Below are 12,688 nucleotides of genomic sequence, written 5' to 3'. Positions count from 1 at the left end.
TATCCTCACCTGTTGACGACTGCCCCTCGCCTCATTACTGTCCGCCTCGAAATCCCGAACCATCGACCGATGTTCGATATTTCGCCGCGTGGGAGCGCTCCCGCTCCGTGCCCTCCCGGAAAGGACCCTCCGCGGACCGTGCCGACGTCACGTCACCTCCCCCGGCGCACGGCCCCGCTCACCCGGCCCACTCCACCCGTCTGACCTCCCACCGACCTCCCAGGAGCCGCTCATGCCCCCCACCCCGTCGCCCGGCCGGGCCAGAAGCCTCGCCGCCGCCCTGCTGGCAGGCTGCCTCCTCGGCGGCGGCGTCCTGGCCACACCCGCCGCGTCGGCCCCCTCGGCGGCCGCTACGACGGCCGTCCGCGTCAACCAGGTCGGCTACCTGCCGGACGGACCCAAGCGCGCCACCGTCGTCACCACCGCGACCCAGCCCCTCACCTGGCAACTGCGCGACGCGTCCGGGACCGTGGTCGCCTCCGGAGCCACCGCCCCGCGCGGCGCGGACGCCCCCTCCGGGCAGTCCGTCCACGTGGCCGACTTCTCCTCGTACCAGGGGACGGGCTCGGGATACGTCCTGTCGGTGGACGGCAGCAGCAGCGTGCCCTTCGACGTCCGCGCCGGCCTCTACGACGGGCTGCGCTCCGACTCGATGGCCTTCTTCTACCACCAGCGCAGCGGCGTCGCCATCGACGCCTCCCTGGTGGGCTCCTCCTACGCGCGCCCGGCCGGGCACCTGAACGTGGCGCCCAACAAGGGCGATGTCTCGGTCCCCTGCCAAGCGGGGGTGTGCGACTACACCCAGGACGTCAGGGGCGGCTGGTACGACGCGGGCGACCACGGCAAGTACGTGGTCAACGGCGGTATTTCCACCTGGCTGGTCGTCGGCTCCTTCGAGCGCGCCAAGCGGGCGGGCACGGATGCGGCACTGGGCGACTCGACCCTGCGCGTCCCCGAGCGCGGCAACAGTGTTCCGGACGTCCTGGACGAGGCGCGCTGGGAGCTCGACTTCCTGATGCGGATGCAGGTACCCGCGGGCAAGCCGTACGCGGGCATGGCGTTCCACAAGGTCCATGACGCGGCCTGGACCGGGATGCCGACCAGGCCCGACCAGGACACCCAGCCCCGCGAGCTGCACCGGCCGTCCACCGCGGCGACCCTGAACCTGGCGGCGGCCGGGGCGCAGTGCGCCCGGGTCTTCCGGCCCTACGACGCCGCGTTCGCCGACCGCTGCCTCTCCGCGGCCCGCCGCGCCTGGGCCGCCGCACAGGCCAACCCGGCCCTGCTCGCCCCGGATTCGGACAGTACGGGAGGTGGCGCCTACGGCGACGCGCAGGTAGGCGACGAGTTCTACTGGGCGGCCGCCGAGCTGTACGCGACGACCGGCGAGAGCACATTCCGGGACGCGGTGACGTCCTCGTCCTGGCACACCTCGGCCGCCGCCTTCTCGCCCTACGGCTTCGGCTGGGCGGACACCGCCGCGCTCGGCCGCCTCACCCTGGCCACGGTGCCCAACGGGCTGCCCGCCTCGGATCTGGCCCGCGTACGTGCGTCGGTGACCGCGGCCGCCGACAGCCACCTGTCCAGGATGGGTGCCCAGGGTTACGCGGTGCCGGTCCCGGCGGACGGGTACTTCTGGGGCTCGAACAGCGAGGTCGCGGACAACGCGATCATCCTGGCCGTCGCCGGGGAGCTGACGGGCGACGCCCGCTACCGCACCGGCGCGCTGGAGGCGATGGACTACCTGCTCGGCCGCAACGCGCTCGGCCAGTCCTACGTCTCCGGCTACGGCGAGACGTCCTCGCAGAACCAGCACCACCGCTTCTGGGCGCACCAGTTGGACGCCTCGCTGCCGCACCCCCCGGCCGGGTCGCTCGCGGGTGGTCCCGACAGCGCGCTCCAGGACCCGGTGGCCCAGGCGAAACTCCCGGGCTGCGCGCCCGCCGCGTGCTACATCGACGACATCGGCTCGTACTCCACCAACGAGGTGGCGGTCAACTGGAACGCCCCGCTGGCCTGGCTCGCCGCCTACGCCGCCGAGGGGGACTCCTCCGGTGAACCGCCCACCGCGGCCTGCGCCGTGACGTACAAGGTGGACAGCGTGTGGAACACCGGTTTCACGGCGACGGTCACCGTCAAGAACACGGCCCCGGCCGCCGTGAACGGCTGGCAGCTCACCTGGACCTACCCGGCCGGCCAGCGGACCACGGGCGCCTGGAACGCGACCGTCACCCAGAACGGTACCTCCGTCAGCGCCCGCGACGCCGGCTGGAACCGGACGATCGCACCCGGCGCCACGGCGAGCTTCGGAGTCCAGGGGACGTACACCGGAACCAACCCGTCCCCCACCGGCTTCACCCTCAACGGAAGCGCCTGCACCTGAGACACCGTCACCGAGGCCGTCAGGGCCCAGCCCCTGCGATCCCGTGCGGCCCCGCCGGACCACCGGCGGGGCCGTACTCTGCAGGGAAATCGGTACATCCTTTGGAGGTTGACCGGCACTTGGTGGCTGCGCGTCGGCGCGTGAACGGCCACCCGGACCAACACGGAAGGGTCCGGCGGGGCCGCTGTTAGCCTCACCGCATGATCGAGAAGAGCGGCGCGCCACGGATATCCCGTCTGCCGGCGCCCGAGGGTCCCCAGCGCGCTCTCATCGTCGCCGCCTTCGTCAGCCGGGTGGGCAACGGGCTGTTCAACACCGCCGCGGTGCTCTACTTCACGCTGGTGGTGCACCTGCCCGCCGCGCGGGTCGGCGCCGGTCTGACGATCGCCGGGCTGGTCGGGCTGGTGGCCGGGATCCCGGCGGGGAACCTGGCCGACCGGTACGGGCCGCGCACGGTCTGGCTGGCGGCCCTCGCGATGCAGGCTGTGACGATGGCCGCGTTCGTCTTCATCCACGGCTGGCTCACGTTCACGCTCATCGCCACCCTGGACCGGCTGGCGGCGACCGCGAGCGGCGCCGCGGGCGGTGCGCTCGTCGCCCGCGCCGGCGGTGAACGCCCGGCCGCCTTCCGGGCGAAACTCCGTACATTCGTCAACCTCGGCGTCGTTCTGGGCACCCTGGGCGCCGCCTTCGCCGTCTCGGTCGACACGCGCTCGGCCTACACCGTGCTCATCCTCGCCAACGCCGCCAGCTTCGCGTGTGCCGGTCTGATCGCCCTGGCCGGCGTCCCCGATTACCGACCACTCCCCCGGCCCACGGAGCACCACCGCGTGGCCGTGCTGTCCGACCGGCCGTACGTCACCTTCGTCGCGCTCTACGGCGCGATGGGCTTGCAGTACCAGACCGTGTCGCTGCTGCTGCCGATCTGGCTCTCCGCCCACACCGACGCGCCCCGCTGGACCGTGGCTGCGGTGTACGCGGTCAACAGCGGCGTGTGCGTGCTGCTCCAGAGCAGGATCGGCTCCCGGGTGGAGACAGCGCGCCAAGGCGGCCGGGCGTTCCGTCTCGCGGGGTTGTTCTTCCTGGTCAGCTGCCCCTTGATGGCGCTGACCGCCGACGTCCCGGCCTGGATCGCACCGGGCCTCGCCGTCCTCGCCGTCGCCGTGCACAGCCTCGGAGAGGTGTGGGAGTCCTCGGGCGGCTACGCCCTCGGCTTCGGTCTCGCCCCCGACCACGCCCAGGGCCAGTACCAGGGCCTGTTCGGCGTCGGCTTCGACGCCGGGCAGGCCCTGGCCCCGGTCGTCCTCACGACGGCGGTCCTGGGCCTGGGGCACGCGGGGTGGCTGCTGCTCGGCGTGTTCTTCATGGCGCTGGGCGCGGCGGGCCCGCCGGTGGCCGCATGGGCGGAACGCACCCGCCGCCCTGCCCACCACACGGCCGACCACACGGCCGACGGGACACAGGGGCGCCCCGAGGAGACCCCGCTTCCCGACACCGCCTGATCACGCCGTCAGGGCCGTGGCGCGCGGGAGGGGTGACTCGGTGGCCGTAAGACTTTCGTCATACGGATCCGGGAGCGCCGCGCCTCCGTCCAGCCGTCCTATGGGGGCAGGGACACATCGGCGAGGTGGAGGCATGACATGGAACGCGTACGCAAGGCGTTTGACAGGCCGTGGTTCATCACCGTCCTGCTCTTCGGAGTGGTCGCGGTGGGCGCGGGGCTCTTCTGGTTCCAGCCGTGGAAGCTGTGGGTGGACGAGACCGTGCGCGAGCAGATCCCCCTCGCCGCCTCCGCGCCGCCCTCGACGCCGGTCGCCGGCGAAATCCGCGCGCCGAGCAAGCCGCAGGACCTGGCCAAGGGGGAGCTTGTCAGCCACGAGCACGAGACGAGCGGGGCGGTGCGCGTCCTGCGCCTCCCGGACGGGACCCGCATCCTGCGGTTGATGGACCTGGACACGAGCAACGGGCCCGATCTGCGGGTCTGGCTCACCGACGCGGAGGTGAAGCCGGGCAAGGACGGCTGGCGCGTCTTCGACGACGGCCGGCACGTCAGCCTCGGCAAGCTCAAGGGCAACAAGGGCGACCAGAACTACACGCTCCCCGCCGACCTCGACCTGGACCGGTACCGCAGTGTCACCATCTGGTGCGACCGCTTCGACGTGTCCTTCGGCGCCGCCGAACTGGCCCGCGTCTGAACCCGTACGCCGGTACGGGTGACGGCCGGAGCCAGCGGTGCACAGCCGACAGGGAGGGCCCGCCACCCTCCCCCTCTGACGGCGCCTGTACGGACCGCCGGCGCCGGTCGCCCGCGACCATCACAGCCAGCCGTTGCGGCGGAAGGCCCGGTACAGCAACCCCGCTCCCACGGCCATCAGGGCGAGCGCGGACGGGTAGCCGTAGCGCCAGTCCAGTTCGGGCATGTGGGCGAAGTTCATGCCGTAGATACCGGCCACCATGGTGGGGATGGCGAGGATGGCCGCCCACGCGCTGATGCGGCGCATGTCGTCGTTCTGCCAGGTGCCCACCTTGGCCAGATGGGCGTCCAGGACGGAGGCGAGCAGGTCGTCCAGGGCGCGCACTTCGGTGTCGGTGCGGGTGAGGTGGTCGACCACGTCACGGAAGTACGGCACGATCTGCGGCGGCCACTCCTCCCGTGCCGTGAGGAAGGGCCGTACCACCGGGACGAGCGGCTGGATCGCGTCGCGGAACTCCACCACTTCACGCTTGAGCGAGTAGATCCGCTCCGTCAGGTCGTCGCGGGCCGGCGAGAAGACGCACCGCTCCAACTCGGTCAGATCCGTGCGTACTTGGGCGGCGGCCTCGGCGTAGGCGTCGACGATCACATCGGTCACCGCGTGCAGGACGCTGACCGGCCCGAACTCCCGCATACGGGGCTGCTCCGCGAGCCTGCGCGCCGCCTCCTCGGTGGGGTCGCTCGCCCCGTGCCGTACGGTCAGCGCGAAGGACGGCCCGATGAAGATCATCACCTCGCCGGTCTCCACGTCCGCGGTCCGCTCGACAAACCACAGCGTCTTCACCGCGACCGCCAGCACATCACCGTAGCGCTCCTGCTTGGGATGCTGGTGGGCCTGGACCGCGTCCTCGACGGCCAGAGGGTGCAGCTTCAGAGAGTGGCCGAGCCGCTCCAGCTCCTCCTCGCGGGGCTCGTCCATGCGTATCCAGGCGAACTCCCGCGGCTTCAGCGCGGCAAGGCGGTCGAGGACGGCCTCGCATCCCGTGTCCGCCTGTCGGCAGTCCAGCTGCTCGCACTCACCCGTCTGCTCCTGATAGATCACGCATTCCATGCCCTCTCGCATGCTTCGGCCGCCGCATTCCATGCTTCCCGGAGGGCAAAGGCCTGCTGACCTGAACCGATGCAGGCAGGCCATGCCGTCACCGGACCTTCGCGTGGGACGGCCGAGTCGGCCGGAGTTCGGCCGGAGTCAGGCCCCGCGGGGGCCGGCCGCGCCGCCGTCCGGATCGTCTAGGAGCGCCACGCTGGCGGTGACGCGCTTGCCGACCGGCTCGCGCCGCGCCTCGAAGCCCTGGGCCACCGCCATGACGATCTCCAAGCCGTGCTGGCCCACCCGGCCGGCGTCGGCGGCCCGGGCCACCGGCAGCACCGGGTCGCTGTCCCAGACCACGACCTCCACCACCGTGCCGGTGACGCGCAGATCGAGGAGCACCGGGCCGGGAGCGTACTTGCGGGCGTTGGTGACGAGTTCGCTGACGACGAGCTGCGTGAGGTCCATCGCGCGCGCCGAGACGGGGATCCCCTGCTCGCTCCGGAGCCGGGCGAGGAAGTCCGCCGCGAAGTGGCGGGCTTCGGCGATACAGGCACCGTCGCCCTCCAGCGCCGCCGAGACCTGCCAAGGCTCCGGATGCCGCACTATGGGACCCTCCCCGCCGAGAGGGACCGACTCCACCCCCACCACTTGTGTCCCCCGTCCATAGGCCCGCGCGTACCCGCAACCCCTCTTTGTACACCTGTAACCTCCCGTCGGCACAGGAACGCCGTCGAGGACGTCCCCGTAGGATCCAGACCAGGCCGACAGGCAGCCGCCGACGAGGTCACCGACCGAAGCCACCGAGCGTTGTGGAGACCAGCGTGACCGACAAGAAGGACATCGTGGAGCCGGACAGCTTGGCGATCACCTCCGCGACCGTCGACGACGTCGAGGTCATCACCGTCAGCGGGGAGATCGATTACCACACCTGCGAGTTCCTCCGCCAGGCTCTCCGCTTCCCCGCGAGCACGGGCGCACCACGGATGGTGGTGGATCTCAGCGGGGTGACGTTCATGGACTCCAGCGGCATCAACATCCTCATCTCCGCGCGCTCCGCGATCTGCGGCGCGAACGGCTGGCTGCGTCTGGCCGGTGCCACCGGATCCGTCCTGCGCACCCTGCAACTCGTCGGACTCGACACGATCATCGACTGCTACTCCACCGTCCGCGAGGCCGTCGACGCCTGACGACGCGCACCGGGACGTGACCCCGCGCGCCGGGACAGTGATGACATGAGCAGGGCGCGGAGGGGTATCCGGGGCCCATGACGAAGCTCCATCTCCCCGGGCGGAAAGCGCGCCACGACAGCGACGCGACGAAAGAACACGACATCACGCCCGAGGAGGCCGGGCCCGGACCGGAGGTGGAGCGTCGCGCGCCGGACACGCCGACGAAGCTCCCCAAGCGGGCCTGGGGTGCGGTACTCAAGGGCGCGCTGCGGGAGTTCAAGGACGATGAGCTGAGCGACCGCGCGGCGGCCCTGACGTACTACGGCGTGCTGTCGCTGTTCCCGGCGCTGCTGGTCCTCGTGTCGCTGCTGGGCATCACCGGCAAGTCGGCGACCGACTCGGTGCTCGAGAACATCAAGAAGTTCGCGCCCGGCTCGGCCAGGGACATCATCACCCAGGCCGTGGTGCAGTTGCAGGGCAACGCCGGTGTCGGCTCCCTCATGGCGATCGTCGGTCTCGTCCTGGCGGTGTGGTCGGCCTCCGGCTATGTGGCCGCGTTCATCCGCGCCGCGAACGCCGTCTACGACATGCCCGAGGGCCGCCCGGTGTGGAAGATCCTGCCGATCCGGGTCGGAGTGACGGTCGTGCTGATGGTGCTGGCCGTCGCCAGCGCGCTGATCGTCGTGTTCACCGGCGGCGTGGCCCACCAGGCGGGCACCGCGCTGGGCATCGGGGACTCCGCGCTGACGGCGTGGTCGATCGCCAAGTGGCCCGTGCTCGTCCTCCTGGTCACCATCATGATCGCGATCCTGTACTGGGCCACCCCGAACGCGAAGGTGAGGGGGCTCAAGTGGATCACTCCGGGCAGCTTCCTCGCCCTGGTCATCTGGATGATCGCCTCCGCCGGGTTCGCGTTCTACGTCGCCAACTTCGCCAGCTACAACAAGACCTACGGCACCATGGCCGGTGTCATCGTCTTCCTCCTCTGGCTGTGGATCACCAATCTGGCCATCCTGCTGGGGCTGGAGTTCGACGCCGAGACCGCCCGTCAGCGGGCCATCGCCGGCGGCCTGCCGCCCGAGGCCGAGCCGTACACGGAACCCCGCGACACCCGCACGTGGGACGAGGAGGACCGTCGCCGCCTCGGCGAGGCGTGACCCGCCAATCGGTGATCTTGGGGTGTACGTCGATGACCTCGGGATACTTGTCGTTCATGAGGTATTTCGTGGGGTTGCGCGACGCTGAGCGATCGCTGACCAAGAAGACGGCCACCGGCATTCCTCCCCGCGTCGGCAAGATGCTCTCCGTGGTGGAGGAGACCGCGGAGAGTACGAAGCTGTGGTGCGGCACCGCCGTGGCGATGGCGGCGCTGGGCGGATGGCGCGGCCGCAGGGCGGCGGCCGCCGGTCTGACCGCCCTGGTGGTGGCACAGCTGGTCTCGAACGGCGTGTGCAAGCAGGTGGCGGGCCGGCCCCGGCCGCCCAAGGACTGGTTCCCGCACGACGAGGTCCACGACCGCCCCGACTCCTCGTCCTTCCCCTCCGGCCACACCGCCGCCGCGGTGGCGTTCACCGCCGCCGTGGCACCCCGGTGGCCCGCCGTCGGCGCGGCGTGCGCGGTGCCCGCCGCCCTGGTGGCGGTCGAGCGGGTGCAGAGCGGCGCCCACTACCCCAGCGACGTGGTCGCCGGGGCGGCGGTCGGGCTGGCCAGCGCCTGGGCGACCCGCCGCTCCCTGCGGGTGGTCCTGCGCCACTGGCTGTTCTAGGACCGCGGCCGGTCGTCGGGAGGGGTCAGCAGCGGCCGCCACCAGCCCGGCCGTAGGCCGCGGTCTCTCGCCGGAGCAGCCTCCCCGCGGCGTCGCGGGGAGGCTGCTCCGGCGAGACTGATCCAGCCATCCGCCCTCTTCGATGACCCCGGGCGGCGAGAAGCCGACGCTCATCCCGAACAGTGCTGGGACAGGCTCAGGTCGCTCCACCTTCACCTCGACGGCGAGCACCCGGGCAGGCGAATACGCTGAGGATCGATTCCCGGCCAGGACCCGGAGGGGTACGTCGGTGAGGTCTGGGCACACGAACTCCATGCAGCGACACGCGCGTCCCACGAGCACCCTGTTCGGTTCGGCCGGAACGGCTCACTCCTCGCCGTCCGGTCCGTCTGGCGCCAAGCACGCGCGCCCCAGCCGGCTCACCGCCCGGCTGCAACGCCGGATCCTCGCCTACAGCGCGATCGATTTCCTGTCCACCCACATCCCCGGCACGGCGGACTCCGACGAAGAGTGCCTGCTCCTCGTCCATGTCCGCCAGGTCGTCGGGCAGGTCCGCTACCGGATCTGCTCCCCCTGCGCGCAGGGTGTCATCACCGCCGTCGCCATCAACGAGCCGTTCGACAACACGGGACTGGACACTCGGGCGCTCTCGCATCTGCGGGCACGCAACCCGGATGTCGCCTGGCACAGCACATCGGACTCTGGCGTCACGCGCGATCTCCTGCTCCGCATGCGCATCCCCGCCACCACCTCCCTCACACCCTGCCCGCACGCCCCGAACACTGCCTGAAGCAGCACGTTCCGGCGCCTGACCGGACCACACCCGCCCCCCGGTGGCCGGGGACTTCGCGCTGCCCCTTCGGTGTGCCGAGTCGGTGCAGCAGGGCCCGGTGCGCGGCACGGCATCCGCGCGGTGACGCGGCGTCGTGCTCTGCTCCGGGGACCGGCGCGCCGTAGATCAGGTGGCGGTTCTCCCGCGATGAAGGATCCGACCGCGCGCCGTCGGGGCCAAAGGGCGGGGGTCAACCGGCCCTCGTGGTCATGGAATTGAGGGTGCCCGGGGGCTCGCGCTTGAATCACCCGTCCGCCCCGTCCGGGCCGGTGCCGGGCAGGCCGAGGCCCGCCCCGTCGCCCAGGACTCAGCGGGCGGCGTAACGGCCGGGCCACAGAAACCGCTGTCACGCGTGTTGACCCCGAGCCGACGATGGCCCACATTACCTATCAGTAGTAACCGGCGGTAATCCCGCCTCCGCTACTGCCCTGCCGTCGGCGTACACACCACGGCCCGGCCGCCCCGCCCACCCCCCCTGCTCCGCTTGCTCAAGCCGCTTCTTTCTCATGAAGCCCGGCCGCGTTCGGCGCGGCCTCCCCCACTCGCACCGCTCCTGAGAAGAGAGAGCACATGACCAAGCTCGTTTCTGTCATGACTGCGTCAGCCATGGCAGGCGCACTCGCCGCCGCTTTCACCGGTGCCACCGCCCACGCCGCCTCGCCGCTCGACTACGTCGCCCTGGGTGACAGCTACAGCGCCGGTTCGGGCGTCCTGCCCATCGACGCCGGCAACCTCCTGTGTCTGCGCTCCACCGCGAACTACCCCCACGTCCTCGCCTCCCGGACCGGCAGCCACCTCAAGGACGTGACCTGCGGCGCGGCCCAGACCAAGGACTTCACCGCCTCCCAATACCCGGGCGTGGCACCCCAGTTGGACGCGCTGAGCGCCGACACCGATCTGGTGACCTTCACGATGGGCGGCAACGACAACAACACCTTCATCAACGCCGTGACGGCCTGCGGAACGGCCGGCATCCTCAGCGGGGGGAAGGGCAGCCCCTGCAAGGACAAGAACGGCACCGCCTTCCAGGACCAGATCGACGCGAACACCTATCCCGCGCTGAAGAAGGCCTTGCAGAACATCCGCGCCAAGTCGCCCGGGGCACGCGTGGCGGCGCTGGGCTACCCCTGGATCATGCCCGCCACCGCCGATCCGTCCTGCTTCGTGAAGCTCCCGATCGCCGCCGGGGACGTGCCGTACCTGCGCGACATCCAGCAGCACCTCAACGACGCCGTGCGGCGCGCGGCCCAGGAGACCGGGGCCACCTATGTGGACTTCACCGAGGTGTCCGAGGGGCACGACGCCTGCAAGGCCGCCGGCACCCGCTGGATCGAGCCGCTCCTGTTCGGACAGAACATCGTGCCCGTGCACCCCAACGCGCTGGGAGAGCGGCGCATGGCCGAGCGCACGATGAGTGTGCTGCGACTCGGCTGATCGCCGCGGCCGTCCGCAGAGCCACGGCACCAGGCACGCCCGCTGCGCGCAGGCCCCCGACCGGATCGCCCGGTCGGGGGCCTGCGGCGTCCGGTGGGCGCGCTCACCACCGGGCTCGTCGGCAACTCCACGGCCGGGAAACGACAAAGGCAAGGAGCGATGTATCTCCTTGCCACTATCAAGATATAGCGCGTCAGGGGGCTTGCCGCAAGGCCCAGGGCGTATCGCACAATCGTCGGCCAAGGCCACAACCTGCGGAATTGAGGGCACGACGTGCGTGTGTTGTTGTCGAGGTCCGGCGGACCCGGTGACGTCGGAGCAAGGGTGGGACCGGCCGGACGGCCGCGGGACGGGCAGCCCGGAACGAGAACGTGCCTGACAAGGAATACGACAGATCCGCAAACACCGGTGGTTGGATCGGCCCGTGCGGGACGACGCGGCACGGCTGCCTGGAAGGTATCGCGATGAACGAGCAGTACGTGTGGGATCTCCGAGCGGCCGACGAGACACAGGGCGCGATCGTCGGCGGCAAGGGGGCGCATCTGGGCGGGCTCTCGCGGCTCGAAGGCATCCGTGTGCCCGGGGGCTTCTGCGTGACGACGGACGCCTTCCGCCGGATCATGACGGAGGCGCCGTCGATCGCGGAGCGGCTTGAGCAGTTGTCGCACCTGGGCCCGGACGACCGGGAGGCGACCCGTACGCTCAGCGCGGAGCTCCGCCGGACCATCGAGGGCGTCACCATCCCCGGCGATCTCGCGGCGGAGGTCACCGGCGCGCTCGCGCGGTTCGGCGAGCAGTCCGCGTACGCCGTACGGTCCAGCGCGACGGCCGAGGACCTGCCGACGGCCTCTTTCGCCGGCCAGCAGGACACGTACCTGAACGTCGTGGGACCGGAGGCGGTCCTCCAGCACATCAGCCGGTGCTGGGCCTCCCTGTTCACCGAGCGGGCCGTCGTCTACCGCCAGCGCAACGGCATCGACCACCGCACGGTCCACATGGCCGTCGTCGTGCAGCGGATGGTCTTCCCGGACGCGTCGGGCATCCTGTTCACGGCCGATCCCGTCACGGGCAACCGGAAGGTCGCCACCGTCGACGCCGGCTTCGGCCTCGGTGAGGCGCTGGTCTCCGGTCTGGTGAACCCGGACGTCTTCACGGTGCGCGACGGCGAAATCATCGCCAGGACGATCGCCGCCAAACAGCGCGCCCTGTACGCCCTGCCGGCCGGCGGTACCCAGGAAGTCGTCCTCGACTCCCGGCAGCAGGAGCAACCCGCGCTGACGGATGCTCAGGCCCTGCGGCTCGTCCAGCTCGGGCGGCGGATCGAAGCGCACTTCGGCTGCCCGCAGGACATCGAGTGGTGCCTGGCCGACGACGACTTCCTCGTCGTCCAGAGCCGCCCGATCACGACCCTGTTCCCCATCCCCGAGGCCGACGACGAGGACAACCACCTCTACGTCTCGGTCGGACATCAGCAGATGATGACCGATCCCATGACGCCGCTGGGGCTCTCGGTGTGGCGGCGGACGGCCATGGCGACGATGCAGGAGGCCGGGGGAAGGCTCTTCGTCGACGTCACCCGGCGCCTGGCCTCGCCCGCGAGCCGCACCGCGCTCCTGGACCTCATGGGCCGGGGCGATCCGCTGGTCCGGGACGCGCTGGAGACCGTACTCGACCGCGACGACTTCGTCCCCTCGCTCCCCGACGCGGACCCCGGCGGGGGGCCGGGCGGGGGGCCGCCCGCCCCCACCGAGAACAACCCGGTCCCCACCCCCAAACATGTCGAGCGCAACAAAGAGTCCCTCGAGACCCCCCCTCGCG

General features: G+C 71.2%; 11 protein-coding genes. 9 read left to right on the top strand and 2 right to left on the bottom strand.

The window, feature by feature from the left end; genetic code table 11:
• The first annotated feature begins 232 nt into the window (after positions 1–232).
• The 3 genes from AC069K_RS10105 (at position 233) to AC069K_RS10095 (ending at position 4,578) form a co-directional block, all read left to right on the top strand.
• Positions 233–2,383, top strand: a complete 2,151-nt coding sequence (locus AC069K_RS10105) for a glycoside hydrolase family 9 protein (RefSeq protein ID WP_478614191.1) — start codon at positions 233–235, stop codon at positions 2,381–2,383.
• A 200-nt stretch (positions 2,384–2,583) separates the two neighbouring features.
• Entirely contained in the window at positions 2,584–3,885 is a 1,302-nt protein-coding gene (locus AC069K_RS10100) for an MFS transporter (protein ID WP_478614188.1), read from the top strand.
• A gap of 138 nt (positions 3,886–4,023) precedes the next feature.
• The gene (locus AC069K_RS10095; RefSeq protein ID WP_478614185.1) at positions 4,024–4,578 is read left to right on the top strand and encodes a DM13 domain-containing protein; all 555 of its coding nucleotides are present in this window, start codon (positions 4,024–4,026) and stop codon (positions 4,576–4,578) included.
• 120 nt (positions 4,579–4,698) lie between these two features.
• On the opposite strand, the gene AC069K_RS10090 is transcribed toward AC069K_RS10095, so the two are convergent.
• Positions 4,699–5,688 carry a magnesium and cobalt transport protein CorA gene (locus tag AC069K_RS10090; protein WP_365105579.1) on the bottom strand — a complete coding sequence of 330 codons (990 nt, stop codon included), beginning with the start codon at positions 5,686–5,688 and terminating at the stop codon, positions 4,699–4,701.
• Between the two features lie 138 nt (positions 5,689–5,826).
• Positions 5,827–6,273, bottom strand: a complete 447-nt coding sequence (locus AC069K_RS10085; protein WP_365105315.1) for an ATP-binding protein — start codon at positions 6,271–6,273, stop codon at positions 5,827–5,829.
• 218 nt (positions 6,274–6,491) lie between these two features.
• Here AC069K_RS10085 and AC069K_RS10080 point away from each other — a divergent pair, with 218 nt between their 5' ends.
• From AC069K_RS10080 to AC069K_RS10055, 6 genes are all read left to right on the top strand, one after another.
• Positions 6,492–6,857: an STAS domain-containing protein gene (locus AC069K_RS10080; RefSeq protein ID WP_365105313.1), complete on the top strand. Its 366-nt coding sequence runs from the start codon at positions 6,492–6,494 to the stop codon at positions 6,855–6,857.
• Between the two features lie 77 nt (positions 6,858–6,934).
• The gene (locus AC069K_RS10075) at positions 6,935–7,996 is read left to right on the top strand and encodes a YihY/virulence factor BrkB family protein (RefSeq protein ID WP_365105310.1); all 1,062 of its coding nucleotides are present in this window, start codon (positions 6,935–6,937) and stop codon (positions 7,994–7,996) included.
• Between the two features lie 56 nt (positions 7,997–8,052).
• Complete coding sequence (locus AC069K_RS10070; RefSeq protein WP_365105307.1) at positions 8,053–8,604, top strand: phosphatase PAP2 family protein; 552 nt, start codon at positions 8,053–8,055, stop codon at positions 8,602–8,604.
• A 313-nt stretch (positions 8,605–8,917) separates the two neighbouring features.
• On the top strand, positions 8,918–9,394 hold the full coding sequence (locus tag AC069K_RS10065) for a hypothetical protein (protein ID WP_478614176.1): 477 nt from the start codon (positions 8,918–8,920) through the stop codon (positions 9,392–9,394).
• 612 nt (positions 9,395–10,006) lie between these two features.
• Entirely contained in the window at positions 10,007–10,870 is an 864-nt protein-coding gene (locus AC069K_RS10060) for an SGNH/GDSL hydrolase family protein (RefSeq protein ID WP_478614173.1), read from the top strand.
• A 464-nt stretch (positions 10,871–11,334) separates the two neighbouring features.
• Positions 11,335–12,688: PEP/pyruvate-binding domain-containing protein (locus tag AC069K_RS10055; protein ID WP_478614170.1), on the top strand; the 1,354-nt coding region annotated here is incomplete at its 3' end.

The sequence above is a fragment of the Streptomyces sp. NPDC043908 genome, assembly GCF_056435525.1.
This window is presented reverse-complemented; position numbering and strand designations above follow the sequence as displayed.